This window comes from Clostridium caldaquaticum (genome assembly GCF_023806125.1).
Lineage (GTDB): Bacteria > Bacillota > Clostridia > Clostridiales > Clostridiaceae > Clostridium_AT > Clostridium_AT caldaquaticum.
Genome location: NZ_JAMSKT010000010.1, coordinates 101,594 through 120,018 on the forward strand (window position 1 = coordinate 101,594; position 18,425 = coordinate 120,018).

Genomic DNA, 18,425 nt, shown 5'->3' on the forward strand with positions numbered 1-18,425 from the left:
CATGCTTCTGCAATTAAATATAAGAAATTTTGCACTTATTGAAAATTTAACTATAAATTTTGATAAAGGTTTTAATGTATTAACTGGTGAAACAGGAGCAGGAAAATCTATATTAATTGATGCTATAAACTATGTACTAGGTGGTAAGTTTAGTAAGGATTTAATAAGAACTGGTGAAGAAAAAACTTTTGTTGAAGCTGTTTTTACTGTGGAAAATACCAAAACAGAAGAGATTCTTTCAGCTTTAGAAGTAGAATTTGAGGATTTAGTTATAATTAGTCGTGAAACTTTTCAATCAGGTAAAAGCATTGCCAAAGTAAATGGAAAGTCGCTTTTGATTTCTAACATTAAATCTATCAGTTCTACTTTACTTGATATACATGGACAACATGAAAATCAAAATCTGTTAGACTCTGGTAACCATATTTCTTACTTGGATTATTTTGGCGGTGAAAAAATAAATGAGGCTTTAAAAAATTATAGAAATAAGTATAAAAAATTATTAGAAGTAGAGAATAATATTTATAATATAGAAGGAAAAGAAGGTGAAAAGGACAAATTAATAGATTTTTACAAATATCAGCTGGACGAAATAAATAAAGCTAATTTAAAAATAGATGAAGATATTGAACTTGAAAGCCAATATTCAATATTGTCTAATGCTGAAAAAATAAATAAAGCATTAATTAGCTGTTATGAAATTTTAAATAATGGTAGTGATAGTGCTCTTTCTGTATATGATAGTTTAGGCATTGTAATTAAAGAACTTAGAAGCATACAAAAACATGTAGATAAAGTTAAATCTATAGCTGATGGCATAGAAACAGTATATTATAATATAGAAGAATATATAGAAGAGATTAGAAAGCTAAAAGATAATATTCAATATGATGAAAATAAACTTGAATTCATAAATAGTAGAATTTATCAAATAAGTCTCTATAAGAAAAAATATGGAGGTACTATAAAAGATATATTGGACTACAGAAATAAAATTGAAATCCAATATCATGATTTAGTAAATAGCAGTGAAAGGATAGAACAGCTTAAAATAGAAAAAAATAAGATTTTAAGTGAAATTAAGATTTTAGCGGGTAAACTTCATCAAATAAGAAAAGAGGTTTCATTAGAGCTTGAAAGTGCAGTAAAAAAAGAATTATCTTATATAGGATTGGAGAAGAGCGTATTTAAAATAGAAGTTCTTTCCACTGGAAACTTTAACGAAGATGGTGAAGATAAAGTACAATTTTTAATTTCTACAAATCCTGGAGAACCGTTAAAATCTATGGAAAAAATAGTTTCTGGAGGAGAACTGTCAAGAATAATGCTGGCTCTGAAAACTGTATTTGTTGACAAAGATATGATACCTTCAGTAATTTTTGATGAGATAGATGTAGGTATAAGTGGAAGAATAGCTCAAAGCGTAGCTGAAAAGATGTACTTAATTTCAAAAAAACATCAAGTTTTCTGTGTTACTCATTTGCCGCAGATAGCATGTATGTCAGATATACATTTTTTAATTTCTAAAGAAGTAAAAAAAGACAAAACTTATACTTTAGTTACAAAGATGAACGAAGAACAAAAGCAGTATGAAATAGCAAGGATGGTAGGAGGAGCTGAAGTTACAAAATTAACTTTGGATCATGCTAAAGAATTAATTTACATGGCTGAAGAGAAAAAAGTAAATTTAAAAAATTTATAATATAGTGTCAATTTATAAATAAAATTTCTATTTGTGTGGAAAAATAAAGGTATAACTTTTAAAAGTTATACCTTTATTTTGTTTTAATGATAAAAATTATTAATTAAATATTTTATTTTTTATCATAAATTAGATTTTAAGATAAAGCTTTAACTTTATATGAAACTTTATAATAGCATAATAACATATTTTAAAGGGCAACTTAAAGTTAGAAAATCATTAAAGGCAGGAGGAAAAAAGCATGAGAAAAAAATATATGAAGATGTTATGCTGGATTTTAACTCCTATGATTTTTTTAGCTTTAGGTATTTACTATATTATAAATAGCATTCCTGCTACAATTTTTATAAGAGAAGGTGCAGAACTAAAAAGCAGCTACTTTGTCAAGCTTACAGAATATAAAGATATTAAAGTTACAAATTTAATAGATGATAAATATAATAGAAAAGCAAAAGCTACATTATTAGGATTGGTTCCAATTAAATCTGTTTCAGTTAAAGCTATACCATCGGAAATTAGTCTATATCCTGGAGGTCAGCCAGTAGGAGTTAAATTAAATACGAAGGGAGTTTTAATAGTTGCATTATCTGATGTAGAAACTGAAAATGGAAAAACCACCAGTCCAGGTGCTGTAGCTGGAGTACAAATTGGGGATAATATAATAAAAATTAATGATATACCTATAATTAGCTCAGAACAAGTAGCTCAAATAGTTAATTCTTGTGAAGGTAAAGATTTAACATTGATAATAGATAGAAAAGGTACTGAATTATCTAAAAAAATAAGACCAATTAAGAGTTTAGATGACAATAAATACAAAATAGGTTTATGGATAAGAGATTCTACTGCTGGTGTAGGTACCTTAACTTTTTATGATGAAAAAACAAAAAAATTTGCTGCATTAGGTCATCCTATAACTGATGGAGATACAGGTACAATATTAAGTATAAGTTCAGGGCAGATAGTATCCTCTTCAATAGTATCTATTAGAAAAGGTACCAGAGGAAATCCTGGAGAACTTAAAGGTATTTTTATAGATGAAGATATAACTCTAGGTGATATATATAAAAATACTGATTGTGGTATATTTGGAAGTAGCAGCAAAGATTTAATAAACAGCAAGTTTAATAGACCTATGAAAATAGGTTTGAGAAATGAAATAAAAACAGGTCCTGCAAAAATAATAACTACTATTGATGGAGAAAGTCCAAAAACTTACGATATAGAAATTGAAAAACTGCTTCAACAAGATACTCCAGGGCCTAAGAGCATGATTATTAAAGTTACAGATTCAGAACTTTTGCAAAAAACAGGTGGAATAGTCCAAGGAATGAGTGGAAGTCCTATAATTCAGAACGATAAAATTGTCGGAGCTGTAACACATGTCCTCATAAATAAACCTGATGTTGGATATGGAATTTATATAGAATGGATGCTAAAAGATGCTGATATTTTAACAAAATAAGTCGTTATTAATATTAGTGATAGTATTATAAATAAATGAGTATAAAATTCAGCAGGATTGTTTTATACTCATTTATTATTTATTATTTATTATTTATTATTAGGCAAAATTTACAAAAAAAATTTATCCTTTAAGAAGGAATTATCGTAGTTTTGTCGAATTTATTATTTGTTAGTATATGGAATTAGTTAATGAGGGGAGTATTTGAATATGGAAGAATCGAAAATCAGCGTAATTATCGCAGATGACAACAAAGAATTTTGTAATATTCTAAATGACTATTTGTTGAATCAAAGAGACATATTAGTTACAGGGATAGCAAAAGATGGGGTTGAAGCATTAAAACTTATACAGGAAAGAAAACCTGATTTAGTAATACTTGATATAATTATGCCTCATCTGGATGGTTTGGGTGTATTAGAGAGATTAAATACAATGAATATAAATCCTATGCCTAGAATAATTGTTTTATCTGCAGTGGGACAAGATAAGATAACACAAAGAGCCATAACCTTAGGTGCGGATTATTATGTGGTTAAACCTTTTGATATGGATGTATTTACAAAGAGAATAAGACAAATGTTCAATAATACTATTTCTAGTGATGAAGTAAAAAAGACAGTATCAATTATGGAGGCTCCAGAAATAAGGGTAAATAGAACTGAACCAATTGATTTAGAATCAGAGATTACTAGCATAATTCATGAGATAGGTGTACCTGCACACATTAAAGGCTACATGTATTTAAGAGAAGCTATTAGTATGGTTGTAAATGATATAGAGCTTTTATCTGCTGTAACAAAGGAGTTATATCCTTCTATAGCTAAAAAATTTAATACTACAGCAAGCAGAGTTGAAAGAGCAATAAGACATGCTATAGAAGTAGCTTGGGGCAGAGGTCAAGTTGATACTATAAACAAGCTCTTTGGCTATACTATACATAATGATAAGGGTAAGCCTACAAATTCAGAGTTCATTGCTATGGTAGCTGATAAGTTAAGATTAAAAAATAAAGTAAGCTAATGAAGATATAAAATTTTAAAATGTACCCAATAGAGTTGACAATGAAAAAAATTACTCTATTGGGTATTTTTTATTATTATTTATAATACTTTTTTATCTTCTTGGTGTGCGTGAAGACTTAAATAAGACTAGTTAGATTTAATTTTATTAATATAGTCATATTTTCTTTTTTTAAATCATAAATATTAGGAGATGGTAAACAAAGGGGGAGAAAATTATGACTAATGGAAGAAGAATTATTAATTTTAATAAACATATTGAAGATAATTTTTGGTTGTATATAATTAGCATGCTTTGTGTATTTACTGGCATTGTGCTTGGAATATATGCAGTTAAGTATATGGGGATTGTTGAAAATGAGAATCTTTTAAGTTATTTAAATGATTTTACTAAAAATATAGCTGGGGTTAGTTTTCAGTACAAAAATATGTTTTTAGATATATTAAAAAATAACTTTCCTCTAATAATAGCTATTTGGTTTTTAGGTTTGACCATGGTTGGCATACCAGTTATTTTAATAATAGATGTAATAAAAGGCTTTACTATTGGTTTTACTATAAGTTTTATGATAAAAAGTTTTGGAGCAAAAGGTATAGGTATGGTTTTGCTCGGAGTATTACCTCAAAATATTATTTATATACCTTGTATTATGCTTTCTTCCGTTATAGCTATGGAATTTTCTTTGAATATATTAAAGGATAGCAGAGCAAAAAAACATTGGATTGGTGGTATAGGTATTAGAATTGTCTCCTATACAATAATATTTGTTATGATTTTTGCTGTTATGTGCTCTGGTTTTTTATTAGAGACTTTAGTTACACCTAATTTAATAAAATTTATTATGTCATAGGATGTGTTCTGGATTGAATAAATATAGTACATTAATACAATTTATTATTATACTCTTTAAATGTTTTTTAATAATAATAATTTTAGGTATTTATCTTCCTAAAGCTATTGATGAACTATTATTTATAATATCAAAGTCTAATATTTATCATAACAGTATATTTGTGAGTAAGGTTATGGATAAAAACAGTAGATTGCTTTATAATTACGTGTACATATTAAAAATGATATTAAACTTTTAATAATGCGTTAGCAAAATAATACTTGGCAAAAATTCGTAAAAAGTTTATATTTGTATTATAAAGAAAGCGTGCATTAAATTTTATATTGCACGCATTTATTATTTAATAAAGTTAAAGACTATAGATATCTAATTTAAATATATATTAGCGAAAGGAGACACACTTATGGTTAATAGAGTTATTTTAATTGTGCTCGATAGTGTTGGTATAGGTGAACTTCCAGATGCAGATAAGTTCGGAGATAAAGGAAGTGATACTTTAGGCAATATTTCTAAGGCTGTTGGAGGACTTAGGCTGCCTAATATGGAAAGGTTAGGACTAGGAAATATAGATGGTATAAAGAATATAGTAAAATTCGATAATCCAAAAGGTACATTTGGAAAGTGCAGTGAGATGTCTGTAGGAAAGGATACGATAACAGGGCATTGGGAAATTGCAGGAGTAATTCTTAAGAGGCCTCTAAATACATATTCAGAAGGATTTCCTAAGGATATAATAGAAGAATTTGAAAATAAAATAGGGAGAAAGGTACTTGGGAACAAGGTTGCTTCGGGTACAGAAATTATTAAAGAATTAGGAGATGAGCATGTAAAAACTGGCTATCCTATTGTATACACTTCTGCTGATAGCGTATTTCAAATTGCTGCCCATGAGGAAGTAATACCTTTAGAAGAATTGTACAGCATGTGCAAAATTGCACGAGAAATGCTAGTAGGAGATAGAATTGTCGGAAGAGTAATAGCAAGACCTTTTGTTGGAAAAAATGGAGCATATAGTAGAACTTCTAATAGAAAGGATTATGCTCTGGATCCTTTTAATAAAACCATGCTTGATTATATTAAAGAAACTGGAAACAATGTTATGGCAGTAGGGAAAATAGAAGATATTTACAATGGTAAGGGCATTACAGATGCAGTGCACATTAAAAATAATATGGAAGGTGTGGATAAAACAATTGAGTATATGAAAACTAACAAATCAGGTCTGATTTTCACTAATCTAGTTGATTTTGATATGATTTATGGACATAGAAATGACTATAAAGGTTATGCAAAAGCTTTACAAGACTTTGATAACAGGCTTCCAGAGATTATACACTTGATGAGTAAAGAAGATGTACTTATTTTAACAGCTGACCATGGCTGTGATCCTACCACAGAAAGCACAGACCATTCAAGAGAATATGTCCCTGTAGTGGTTTATGGAGAAAAGATAAAAGCAGGGGTTAATATTGGAACTAGAAAAAGCTTTTGCGACATAGGAAAAACGGTGCTTGAACTTTTAAATGTGAAAAATGAGCTTTATGGACAAAGCTTTGCTAAACAGATTTTAAGGGAGGAATAGGACTTGAATATTAATAAAATAATGGAAAGTGTAAACTGTATAAAGCAAAAAATCTGCGAGTCTCCAAGCATTGGAGTTATATTGGGATCTGGATTAGGTGAAATGGCTGAAAATGTAGAAGATAAGGTGGTTATTAAGTATTCTGATATACCTAATCTTCCAGAATCCACTGTAGTAGGTCATAAGGGACAGTTTGTATTTGGAAAGTTAAATAATAAAAACGTAGTTATGATGCAGGGAAGATTTCATTTTTATGAAGGAAACAGCATGGAAGCAGTAGCTATGCCTGTATATATAATGAAATATTTAGGAGTAGAAACTCTTATTATTACAAATGCTGCTGGAGGAGTAAACACAAGTTTTGAGCCAGGTGACCTGATGATTATTAAAGATCATATAAATTTTGCTTTTAATAATCCTCTAATAGGAAAAAATGATGAAAAGATAGGTCCTAGATTTCCTGATATGTCTGATGTTTATAATAAAGAACTTGTTAACCTTGCTAAAAAAATTGCAAAAGATTTGAATATTAATGTTAAGGAAGGCACTTACTTTATGTTTACGGGACCAACCTATGAAACGCCAGCAGAGATAAGAATGGTTAGAATCTTAGGAGGAGATGCAGTTGGAATGTCTACAGTGCCTGAAGCCATAGCAGCCAACCACTGCGACCTTAAGCTCCTTGGAATTTCCTGCATAACTAACATGGCAGCAGGAATACTGGATCAACCTTTAGACCATAAGGAAGTAATTGAAACTTCTGCTAAGGCAAAGGATAGGTTTATAGCTTTAGTTAGTAATATTATAAGTAAGATATAAATGGAGGTAGTTACAAATGGATTTATTAGAAAAAATAAAAGTTGCAAAAGAATATATTTCAAAGTATTATGCCAAAAAACTTGATGTAGCGGTAATACTTGGCACTGGACTAGGAAGCTTGGTTAATGAAATTGAAAACAAAATAATTATTAAATATAAGGATATACCAGAGTTTCCTGTTTCTACAGTGGCAGGTCATGTTGGAGAACTTATAATTGGAGATTTAAATGGTAAAAAAGTTATAGCTCTAAATGGAAGATTTCATTTTTATGAAGGCTATGCCATGGAACAAGTTACTTTTCCTGTTAGAGTGATAAAAGCTTTAGGTGTTGAAAAAATAATAGTTTCAAATGCAGCAGGAGGAATGAATCCAGAATTCGAGGCAGGTGATTTAATGATTATAACTGATCATATCAATATGATAGGAGTAAATCCTCTTATAGGGAGAAATTACGAAGAACTCGGACCAAGGTTTCCTGATATGTCTAATGCTTATGATAAAAATCTATCTAATGTAGTAGAAAAATGTGCTGAAAAGTTAAACATAAAGGTGCAAAAGGGTGTATACCTTGCTGTATCCGGCCCTACTTATGAAACACCTGCAGAGTTAAGAATGATGAGATTAATAGGTGGAGATGCAGTAGGTATGTCTACTGTTCCGGAAGTTATAGTTGCAAATCATATGGGAATGAAGGTTATAGGAATATCCTGTATAACTGATATGGCTTTAGCAGATAATTTAGAACCCCTTGACCATTCTAGAGTAGTGGAAACTGCTAATAGAGCTATGATTAAATTTGTTGCTTTAGTTAAAGAAACTGTTGGAAATATGTAAAATTTGGAGGTGATCCAAAATGAGAATGGTAGACATTATTCAAAAAAAGAAAGCTGGCGGAGAATTGTCTAAGGATGAAATTGACTTCGTGATACAGGGGTATACAAAAGGGAGTATACCTGATTATCAAATGTCATCACTTTTGATGGCAATATACTTTAAAGGTATGTCGAGCAGAGAAACTGCAGATTTGACTTTAGCTTTTGTAAATAGCGGGGATCAAATAAACTTATCGCAGATAGAAGGTATTAAGGTAGATAAACATTCTACAGGTGGTGTTGGAGATAAGATTAGTTTAATTGTAATACCTCTTGTAGCTTCCGTAGGAGTTCCAGTGGCTAAGATGTCTGGCAGAGGTTTAGGCCATACAGGCGGTACTATAGATAAACTTGAAACAATAGAGGGCTTTAAAACAGAACTTACTATGGAGGAATTCATTACAAATGTTAATACCTATAAAATGGCTATTGTAGGGCAGTCTGCTAATTTAACTCCAGCAGATAAGAAGATATACGCTCTTAGAGATGTAACTGCAACAGTAGACAGCATACCTCTTATAGCAAGCTCTATTATGAGTAAAAAAATTGCTTCAGGTGCTGATGCTATAGTTCTTGATGTTAAAGTAGGTTCTGGAGCCTTTATGAAATCTATTGATAAAGCTAAAGAATTAGCTAGGCAGATGGTTGATATCGGTAAATCCCTAAATAGAAAAACTGTGGCAGTCGTTACTGATATGAGTCAGCCTTTAGGATATGAAGTTGGAAATGCTAATGAAATTAGAGAAGCTATTGAAGTTCTGAAGGGAAAAGGTTCAGAAGATGAAACAACAGTAGCTTTAACAATAGCATCACATATGGCTGTGCTTGGCGGCGCTTTTGATGACTTTGAAAGTGCTTATAAAAAGTTAAAGAATATAATTTATTCTGGAAAAGCTATTGAAAAACTAAAGGAACTTATAAGAATACAAGGTGGAAATTCAGATTATATAGATATACCGTCTAAACTTCCACAGGCAAAATATCATATAGAAGTTAAAGCATTAAAGGAAGGCTATATAACTTCTATAAATGCTGAAAACATAGGAATATCAGCTATGCTACTTGGTGCAGGAAGAAAAACTAAAGAAGATACTATAGATCATGCTGCAGGAATTACAATGGTAAAAAAAGCAGGAGATTTAGTAAAAGAAAATGATACTATATGTATTCTTCATACTAACCTAAAAGATTGTAGTGAAGCTGAAACTATGGCTAGGAATGCTTATAATATTGGAAGTGAAGAAATAAAATTTAATAAGTATATCTATGAAGTAATATTATAATTTTACGGAAAAAGAAAAACTTAATAAAGTGTCTAAAGCATACCTCTCCTCTCTTTATATGTTATAATTTAACAATTGAAAAATGTGATAATCTTTGGGAAAGTGGTAAAACTAAGGTTGTGGAGAGGAGGAGTAAAATGAAAAAAACTAAAAAAATAATAGGTTTTATATTATCTACATTATTTATTACACAAATATTCGCTACTAAAGTAAAAGCAGAGGAAAGCAGCTTAAATGTTGATGCTAAATCTGCAATACTTATGGAGCCAATATCAGGTAAGATAATATATGAAAAAAATTCACATGAAAAATTAGCTCCAGCTTCTGTTACAAAAATAATGACAATGCTTCTTGCTATGGAAGCTATAGACAGCGGTAAAATAAAACTAACAGATAAAATTACTGCAAGTGAAAATGCTAAAAAAATGGGCGGAAGCACAATGCTGTTAGAAACAGGAGAAATTAGAACTGTTGAGGAAATTTTAAAGGGTATTGCAATAGCTTCAGGAAATGATGCTGCAGTTGCAATGGCTGAATACTTAGCCGGAAGTGAAGAAGCCTTTGTTAAACTTATGAATGAAAGAGCAAAAGCACTAGGAATGAATGATACTACCTTTAAAAACTGCAATGGTTTAAGTGCTCCAGGACATGTAACCAGTGCGTATGACATAGCAATTATGTCTAGGGAACTTTTAAAACATCCTACAATATTAAAATATTCAGGAACATATATGGAAACAATCTCTGAAGGAAGAAAAACACCTATAGGACTTGTTAACCATAATAAACTTGTTAGGTTTTTTAATGGATGCGATGGAATAAAGACAGGTTTTACAGAAGAAGCTAAATACTGCATTTCAGCTACTGCAGTAAGAGACGGAGTAAGAATGTTGGCAGTAATAATGGGAGCTCCAACTTACAAAGTAAGAAATAGAGATGCTAGTATGTTAATGAACTATGGTTTTTCAAAATTTGAGTCTAAAAAGATTGTAACTAAGGACGAAGATGTTGAAAAAATACTATTAGGAAAGCAAAGTGATAAATTTTTTATAGCTAAAGCAAAAGAAGATAAAGTAATAATAACAGAAAAAGGAGCTCAAAATAATATATTGAAAAAATGTGTAGTTAATATAGATAAAAATAAAAAAGAGGTTAAAAAGGGTGAATTGGTAGGTTATTGTGAAATATATATCAACGATAAGTTAGTAGATAAAGTTGATATATATAGTGATAGAGATTTTAAAATAGGGGGAGTATTTGAAAATTTAAAGAATAACTTGAAGAGATTATATGAAAATGCAATATAAAAATAAAAAAACTCGAAGATTCTTGGTAATCTTTGAGTTTTTTATTTGTAAAAATTCTTAAAACATTTTAAAATACTTATAGAAACTATTTATTAAAATTATTAGGAGAGATTATAGTGGCATTGAATATAAAAATTGATAATTTTGAAGGACCATTTGATTTACTTCTTCACTTAATTAAGAAAAATAAAATGGATATATATAATATAATGATATACGAAATAACAAATCAATATCTTGAGTATATTAATGCAATGAAAGAAATGGATTTAGAAGTTACTTCTGAGTTTATAGTTATTGCTGCAACTTTGCTTGAGATAAAATCCAAAATGTTGCTACCTAGTTCTGTAGATGAAGAAGTTGCAGCAGAATCAGATAATGATCCTAGAAAAGTGCTTGTTGATAAGCTTGTGGAATATAAAAAGTTTAAATATGTAGCCCAATTTTTGCGTAGCAGAGAACAGAACTTTGGTATTGTATTTTCTAAAAAACCTGAAATAATTGAAGATAGAAATAGTGCAAGTGATGACAAGCTTATACTTAATGGTACTACTATGCTTGATTTATACAATATTTATAATGAATTAATAAATAAATACAAAGAAAAAATAAATAAGGAAAATATTGTGGATAAGGAAATAGTGGTAGATATATATAAAATAGAAGATAAGATAACCTTCTTGAGGGAAAAAGTATCATCAAATAAAAATATAGTATTTTCAAGCATAATAAAAGAGTGTTCAAATAAAATAGAGGTAGTTGTCACTTTTCTTGCTCTTTTGGAATTGATTAAGTTAAAAAGTGTTAAAGTAGTACAAGAAACAAATTTTAGTGAAATTTATTTAGAGAGGATAGAAGAAATTGAAAAAGAATTATATTAATCAAATAGAAATTGAAAACTTATCAAAAAAGAATTTTTATTTTTCTATTATCGAGTCGTTACTTTTTGTAGCAGGAGAGCCTTTAAAATTAAAGGAGATTGCTTCTATTATAGAATGCGACATTGAAACAACTAAGGAATTTATTGAGGAGCTAAAGGAAGAATATAAAGCTTCAGGAAGAGGGATAAAACTTATAAGTATAAATAATGAATATCAGCTTGTTACTAAAGCCGAAAACAGTAGTTATATACAAAAGCTTTTAAAGACTAATACGAGACAATCTCTTTCACAAGCAGCTCTGGAAACTTTAGCCATAATTGCTTATAAACAGCCAATAACAAGAGTCAACATTGATGAAATAAGAGGAGTTAAGAGTGATAGAGCAGTTCAGACTTTATTAGAAAAAGGCCTTATTAAGGAGGCTGGGAAAATGGATGTAGTTGGAAGACCAATGCTTTATGTTACTACCGACAAATTTTTTGTGCATTTTGGTTTGGAAAACTTAAATCAGATGCCCATTTTAGAGGAGCTGTTAAATTTAAGTGATAATAGTATAGAGGGTGAAAACATCTTAGATAATGCCTCAGAATAAAAATATGCTGTAGATTAAGATACAGCATATTTTTATATTTATATTTAATTATGAAAATAGTCTATTTTACTATAGGATCTCCATTTTCATGGAAGGTAGTAGTTTTATGTTTATTTTTATTGGACAAGTTTTTCAGTGTTTCAATTAATTGTGGTATAGAATCTATGAGTTTATCCAGGGGATTGTCATATTCTACAGGCAATAGCTTTATTGATTCATTTCTTATAACTATGAAGGCTATAGGACGTATTGTTACACCAGCGCCAGCCCCTCCTCCAAAAGGGAATTTTGATTTTTCTGTTTTACATTCAGTTGAATTAAATTCACTTCCTCCAGAAGCAAATCCAAAAGAAACTTTTGAAATTGGTATAATAATAGAACCATCTTTAGATTGTATAGGATCTCCTACTATTGTATTTACATCTACCATTTCTTTAATATGTTCCATAGTTGTTTTCATTAAATTATCAATAGGATGGTTTTCCATGAGTATTCCTCCAATTCTAAGCGTTAGTACATTTATAATGGTTTAATTTTTTTATGTATTTTAAAGTTTTTATTACTGCTATAAACATATAAATAATTTTTGCTAAGTTTATAAATATTATACTGGTAATCTGAGTTTTTAACATCTTATCATTATAATCAGGATTTACATTGAAACTATAAAATTTAGGTTTAAAAACAATTGATAAGCATCTATATAATATAGGTGATAAAGAATATAAAAAACCTGAAATTACAGCTGTTGCAGCTGCATCATCTAGGCTAAAGTTTAAATTAATATGCATCCTTAAGGTTGGCTTGAATTTTAAACAGTCAATATTATGAACTATAATTTTAAAATCATTAAACTTAAGGTTAATCTTTTTTTTCTTTTTTTCATTACTAATTGATATTTTTTTCTTTTTAATATTACTTTTCAATATTATTTTGAAATTATATATATAAAAGGAAAAATCTTCATTTGTTGATTCTAATTTTAATTTTATTGGAATTGGTAAGAGTATTAGTACGATTAAAAAAAACAAAAAACAAATTAATGGCATAATTATATCCTCCATACCTTATATGTGATATTATAACCAACTATATATAATTTATTAGTAAAATAAAGCAATAATTTGTAAAGTTAATGATTAGCTTCCAAATATTTTATGACTATTAAAAGTAAAAATGAAAAAAATAAATAGTAGGCGGCAGCTTTATAAGTGAGGTGAAATAAATGAAATATAGGAATTTTAAAAAAATAACATATATTATGATTGCTGTTTTTTTTAGTATAAATATTTTAGGTTTAAAGGCAAAGGCTGAAGAAATTTATGTAAATGCCAGATGTGCAGTAGCTATAGATAGTAATACTAAAATAGTACTGTATGATAAAAATGCTCATATGCTGGTTCCTATGGCTAGTACAACGAAGATTATGACTGCCTTAGTAGCAATACAGTATGGTGACTTAGATAAAAAAATAGAGATATCAAGCAGGGCAGCAGGTATACGAGGTTCAACAGTTGGTTATAAAAAAGGAGAAGTAGTTACTCTTAAAGAATTAATTTATGGTCTTATGTTGCGTTCTGGTAATGATGCAGCTATAGCTATTGCAGAAGGTATAGCTGGAAGTGTAGAGGAATTTGTTAAGCTTATGAATGAATATGCCAGTCAAATAGGAGTGTATAGCACGCACTTTGAATCTCCTCATGGATTAGATAGTCAAAATCACTATTCTACAGCTTATGATTTGGCGGTTATAACAGCTAAAGCCAGAGAGTATCAATTGTTTAATGAGATAGTGGGATCAAAGGATGTAGATGGAGCTGAAAAAGGATTTTCCAGAGGATTCCATAATATAAATAAAATTTTATGGCTGCTCTCTAATGCTACTGGTGTTAAAACTGGGTATACAGGTCAGGCTGGAAAATGTTTAGTAACTTCTGTAGATATAGATAAAAATGATATAATTATTGTAGTATTAAATTCTCCTAGTAGATGGAAAGAAACAGAGAAAATTAATGATTATGTAGCTAAGAATTATAGATTTAAAAAGTATTTTTCAAAGAATGATATTATAGATGAAGTAGATATTAAGGGCAAGCGTGAAAAAATTAAACTGATAACTAATGAAGATGTAGTAATACCAGAAAAAGAAGGAGTAAACTATGAGTTTAAAATTGTAAAACCAAATTATGAGATAGGAGATTCTGTAGCAAAAGGAGCTAAATTAGGAAGTATTAATGTATATGCAGATGGAAAGAAGATATATACAAAGTATCTGGAAGCCTATAATTCAGTTGAGAAGAAAGGTTTAATTAAGAAATGGTTATTTAAATAACATCTAAAGCACTTGGTAAACAGGTGCTTTTTATTTTAATAACTTAAATATTGTAACATTTTTTAAAAATATAAATATTTTAATAGTATAGGAACTATTGGTTAAATGTTTATCTAGCACAGATATGGGAGGGGTTAAATTGAATTATGAGATACGCGATTGCATAGACGCCGGAACAGAATACTGTCCTTGCCATTTGGCGGAAACAGGAGACTGTATAATTTGTTCACAGCTTTCTGGAAAAAAGTTTTGTGACTGCATAAACTGGAAGGGAGTATGTATATACCAGGAATACGTATGGAATAAGGAAAAGTCTAAAACAGGAAGAAGAATTTATTCCTGTAAAATAAGTAAAAAAGAATTAGTTGAGAAAAATGTAGTTATTTTTGATATAGCTGCTCCACATGAACTTGTAAAAAACTTAGTACATCCAGGCAGTTATGTTTTTTTACGAACAGACAAAACCTCACAGTTTTATGATGTTCCTATTTCTATGATGGATGTGGATATGGAGGAAAATATTTTAAAAGTTGCAATAGAGATAAAGGGCATAAAAACCAAAAGTATCAATATGCTAAAAGAAGGAGATAACATACTGGTAAGAGGACCTTACTGGAATGGAGATTTGGGGCTTAGAAACATATACAAAAGTAGAGAAGGGACTTCAATTATAATAGCAAGAGGTATAGGTCAGGCTCCAATGGTACCAGTGCTTAAAAAGTTATATGCTAATGGTAATAAAATTATTGTAATAATGGATAAGGGGAAATACAAAGATATTTTTATTAAGAAATATTTAGACATGTGCAATTGCACAGTTATTGAGTGCAATACACTTCAATCAGGAGGACTTTCAGAGGAGTTAAAAAATAAAATAACAAGGCTTATGGAAAATGAAAAAATAAATTTGATACATTGTGCTGGACCAGATATTCTAAATTACAAAGTGCTGGAATATATCGAAGACAAAGTAGATTTTTCATGCTGCAACAATGCAAAAATGTGCTGCGGTGAGGGCGTGTGTGGAGCTTGTGCTACTAGATATAAGGGTAGCAGAGTAAAGAAGCTTTGTAAGGTTCAAATTGAACCTAAATATTTATTTGAAGGAAGAAGACTTATATAATAATACTAATTATGGGGGAATAATTAATGAAAGTGATAGTTATAGGTGGTGGCTGGGCAGGATGTGCTGCAGCTATAAGTGCAAAAAAAGCAGGTGCACAGGTTAAATTATTTGAAAAAACAGATATGCTCCTTGGCCTTGGCAATGTGGGAGGAATAATGAGAAATAACGGAAGATTTACTGCGGCTGAAGAGCTTATTGCTTTAGGTGGTGGAGATTTAATTCATATTACTGATAAAAACAGCAGACATAAAAATATTGAGTTTCCAGGACATAAGCATGCTTGGCTTTATGACGTAAATATAATTGAACCTGAGGTTAAGAAATATTTGCTTACCCTAGGCATTGAAGTTAATCTAGTTGCCAGAATCATAGATGTAGAGAAAGAGGATAATAAGCTTAAAGGTATTTATTTATCAGATGGTTCCTATGTTGAAGGTGATGTTTTTATAGAAACCACAGGCTCTACTGGCCCTATGGGAAACTGTTTAAGATATGGAAACGGATGTTCTATGTGTGCACTTAGATGTCCTGCTTTTGGACCAAGAGTAAGTTTGAGTGCCAGAGCAGGAGTTGAAGATTTGCAGGGTGAGAGAGATGATGAGTCCTATGGCGCTATGAGCGGCTCCTGTAAGCTTGTCAAGGAAAGCTTGTCTGAAGAAATTGTTAAAGAATTGGATGAAAAGGGAGTTGTTGTTCTTAAAGTACCTCCTGAGGATGTAAATTTGGATAAACTTAAGCTTAAAGTTTGCCAGCAGTATGCTCTTAAAGAGTTTGCTGAAAATATTGTGTTACTAGATACAGGTCATGCTAAACTTATGACTTCTTACTATAATCTTGAAAAACTTAGAAAGATACCTGGACTTGAACGAGCTAAGTATGTAGATCCATATGCAGGAGGAAAAGGAAACTCCATTAGATATTTATCCGTTGCACCTAGAACTGACGATATGAAGGTTAAAGGATTAGATAACTTATTCTGTGCAGGAGAAAAAGGCGGTCTTTTCGTTGGACATACTGAAGCTATCTGCACAGGTTATTTAGCAGGACATAATGCTGTAAGAAGTGTTCTTGGAATGCCGCTTCTTATACTTCCTAAAACTTTAGCTATAGGGGATATCATTTCTTACGCAAATTATAAGATGATGACAAAGGAAGGCAGAAGAAATAGATACACCTTTGCAGGAGCAGAGTATTTTGCAAGGATGAAATCTTTGGGACTTTATACAACTGATGTAGTTGAAATTAAAAATAAGGTTGATAAATTGAATTTAACTGATGTGTTAGGCACTAAATTAGTTTAGGATTAAGGCCTGCTGATTACTTACCAGCAGGCTTTTTGTCTTGTTTAAAAACAATTAAGCTTTAATCTCATGCAAACTGCTTTCGATATGCTGCTGGGCTTAGTCCATATTCCTTCTTAAACAGACTATAAAAGCTGCTTTTATCTTTATAACCTATGAGTTCCACAATCTGTTCAATGCTGTAGTCTGTATAAAGCAAATAATTGATAGAATTTTGCAGTTTAATATTAACTATTAGGTTACGAAAGCACTGTCCAGTATGTTTATGAATTAAAGAAGACAAGTATTTGGGATGATAATTAAAATAAGCAGCTACAGATTCCATAGTAACGGACTGATAATTTAAATATATATAGTTAATAATGTCTGCTATAATTGAATTACCTCCTTTAAATTGTTCCTTATAATTTCTTATTATGAAGGAAAAAATTAAAGTAAGCAGGGATTCAATGATAACATAGCTGTATTCTTTTTTATTAAGATATTCTTTTAATAAAATTTCTATGAAATTATCAATATTTACGTCTAGATGTTTCAGATAGAAAAAGGAAGGGTGTTTTTCATTTTCTATACGATAACGAATAAAAAAAGCATTCAATACCGGATCGTTAAAAAGTATACGAAAGATAGATTTCTGGAATAAATCTTTCGGTAGAACAATATTTAATATCAAATCTGTATTTTCAGCGTATTTTTTAAAATAATGAACAGCGTTAGGATTCATTATACAGAGATTCCCTTCTTCTAAATGTATTTCATGATCATTTATTATACCAATTGGATTACCTTTACAAACGTAGATTAACTCAAAGAAATCATGGTAATGTCTCATGCTGTTAGCTCCTTCATGGTGAAAAGACATAAATAAAGATGATGCAGCATTTTTAAAGAAAAAGGAAGCAGGTAATAGCTGAGGAGTTTTAGATGAAATTATTTTTAATTCTTTTTGGGATAGTTCATTATGAGTTTTTTTAATATTTTCTTCATCTATTCTATCTGTATGCTTCCATAATTCATCTATCAATTTTTGATTTAGCATATCTTACCTCACAACACTATAGTACTTACCTCATAATATTATAATACTCATAGTGTTATTATATAATTAAATATAAAAAATAGATACCTGATTTAGAAAAAATCATATCCTAGCATAAATTTTTTGTAAGACAAGAAGTAGGAAATGGTAACTTGAAAATGAAAACCATAAATGAAGGCACACAAATAAGACCCATTCCTTTTGTTCGAAAAAAAGAGGATCTCTTATAGGATCTATACAAAATAGC

Annotated in this window: 17 protein-coding genes; 14 read left to right on the forward strand and 3 right to left on the reverse strand. The window is 29.9% G+C overall.

What is annotated here, in order from left to right:
- Position 1 precedes the first annotated feature (1 nt).
- From recN to scpB, 11 genes are all read left to right on the forward strand, one after another.
- Positions 2-1,702, forward strand: a complete 1,701-nt coding sequence (gene recN / locus M2651_RS08440) for a DNA repair protein RecN (RefSeq protein WP_252131907.1) — start codon at positions 2-4, stop codon at positions 1,700-1,702.
- Positions 1,703-1,943: 241 nt separating this feature from the next.
- Positions 1,944-3,167: a SpoIVB peptidase gene (spoIVB, locus tag M2651_RS08445; RefSeq protein ID WP_252131908.1), complete on the forward strand. Its 1,224-nt coding sequence runs from the start codon at positions 1,944-1,946 to the stop codon at positions 3,165-3,167.
- A gap of 210 nt (positions 3,168-3,377) precedes the next feature.
- Positions 3,378-4,190 (forward strand): sporulation transcription factor Spo0A, encoded by an 813-nt coding sequence (gene spo0A / locus M2651_RS08450; protein ID WP_252131909.1) that lies wholly within the window; start codon positions 3,378-3,380, stop codon positions 4,188-4,190.
- Positions 4,191-4,407: 217 nt separating this feature from the next.
- On the forward strand, positions 4,408-5,040 hold the full coding sequence (spoIIM, locus tag M2651_RS08455; RefSeq protein ID WP_252131910.1) for a stage II sporulation protein M: 633 nt from the start codon (positions 4,408-4,410) through the stop codon (positions 5,038-5,040).
- A gap of 406 nt (positions 5,041-5,446) precedes the next feature.
- Positions 5,447-6,625 carry a phosphopentomutase gene (locus M2651_RS08460; protein WP_252131911.1) on the forward strand — a complete coding sequence of 393 codons (1,179 nt, stop codon included), beginning with the start codon at positions 5,447-5,449 and terminating at the stop codon, positions 6,623-6,625.
- Between the two features lie 3 nt (positions 6,626-6,628).
- Positions 6,629-7,444, forward strand: a complete 816-nt coding sequence (locus tag M2651_RS08465) for a purine-nucleoside phosphorylase (protein ID WP_252131912.1) — start codon at positions 6,629-6,631, stop codon at positions 7,442-7,444.
- Positions 7,445-7,460: 16 nt separating this feature from the next.
- Entirely contained in the window at positions 7,461-8,279 is an 819-nt protein-coding gene (locus M2651_RS08470) for a purine-nucleoside phosphorylase (protein WP_252131913.1), read from the forward strand.
- A 19-nt stretch (positions 8,280-8,298) separates the two neighbouring features.
- On the forward strand, positions 8,299-9,600 hold the full coding sequence (locus M2651_RS08475; RefSeq protein ID WP_252131914.1) for a pyrimidine-nucleoside phosphorylase: 1,302 nt from the start codon (positions 8,299-8,301) through the stop codon (positions 9,598-9,600).
- A gap of 137 nt (positions 9,601-9,737) precedes the next feature.
- On the forward strand, positions 9,738-10,907 hold the full coding sequence (locus M2651_RS08480; protein ID WP_252131915.1) for a D-alanyl-D-alanine carboxypeptidase family protein: 1,170 nt from the start codon (positions 9,738-9,740) through the stop codon (positions 10,905-10,907).
- Positions 10,908-11,023: 116 nt separating this feature from the next.
- Positions 11,024-11,788 (forward strand): segregation/condensation protein A, encoded by a 765-nt coding sequence (locus tag M2651_RS08485; RefSeq protein ID WP_252131916.1) that lies wholly within the window; start codon positions 11,024-11,026, stop codon positions 11,786-11,788.
- Positions 11,769-12,380: an SMC-Scp complex subunit ScpB gene (gene scpB / locus M2651_RS08490; RefSeq protein ID WP_252131917.1), complete on the forward strand. Its 612-nt coding sequence runs from the start codon at positions 11,769-11,771 to the stop codon at positions 12,378-12,380. The genes M2651_RS08485 and scpB overlap by 20 nt, the downstream gene beginning before the upstream one ends.
- 61 nt (positions 12,381-12,441) lie before the next feature.
- On the opposite strand, the gene ytfJ is transcribed toward scpB, so the two are convergent.
- Positions 12,442-12,867: a GerW family sporulation protein gene (ytfJ, locus tag M2651_RS08495; protein ID WP_252131918.1), complete on the reverse strand. Its 426-nt coding sequence runs from the start codon at positions 12,865-12,867 to the stop codon at positions 12,442-12,444.
- Positions 12,868-12,883: 16 nt separating this feature from the next.
- Complete coding sequence (locus tag M2651_RS08500) at positions 12,884-13,429, reverse strand: DUF2953 domain-containing protein (RefSeq protein WP_252131919.1); 546 nt, start codon at positions 13,427-13,429, stop codon at positions 12,884-12,886.
- A 176-nt stretch (positions 13,430-13,605) separates the two neighbouring features.
- Between M2651_RS08500 and M2651_RS08505 the strand changes: the two genes are divergently transcribed.
- The 3 genes from M2651_RS08505 to M2651_RS08515 all read left to right on the forward strand — a co-directional run bounded on the left by M2651_RS08505 (position 13,606) and on the right by M2651_RS08515 (position 17,139).
- Positions 13,606-14,712 carry a D-alanyl-D-alanine carboxypeptidase family protein gene (locus M2651_RS08505; RefSeq protein ID WP_252131920.1) on the forward strand — a complete coding sequence of 369 codons (1,107 nt, stop codon included), beginning with the start codon at positions 13,606-13,608 and terminating at the stop codon, positions 14,710-14,712.
- 139 nt (positions 14,713-14,851) lie between these two features.
- Complete coding sequence (locus M2651_RS08510; RefSeq protein ID WP_252131921.1) at positions 14,852-15,835, forward strand: sulfide/dihydroorotate dehydrogenase-like FAD/NAD-binding protein; 984 nt, start codon at positions 14,852-14,854, stop codon at positions 15,833-15,835.
- A gap of 26 nt (positions 15,836-15,861) precedes the next feature.
- Complete coding sequence (locus tag M2651_RS08515) at positions 15,862-17,139, forward strand: FAD-dependent oxidoreductase (RefSeq protein WP_252131922.1); 1,278 nt, start codon at positions 15,862-15,864, stop codon at positions 17,137-17,139.
- A 67-nt stretch (positions 17,140-17,206) separates the two neighbouring features.
- Here M2651_RS08515 and M2651_RS08520 read toward each other — a convergent pair whose 3' ends face one another.
- Positions 17,207-18,178, reverse strand: a complete 972-nt coding sequence (locus tag M2651_RS08520) for a helix-turn-helix domain-containing protein (protein WP_252131923.1) — start codon at positions 18,176-18,178, stop codon at positions 17,207-17,209.
- Between the last annotated feature and the right edge of the window lie 247 nt (positions 18,179-18,425).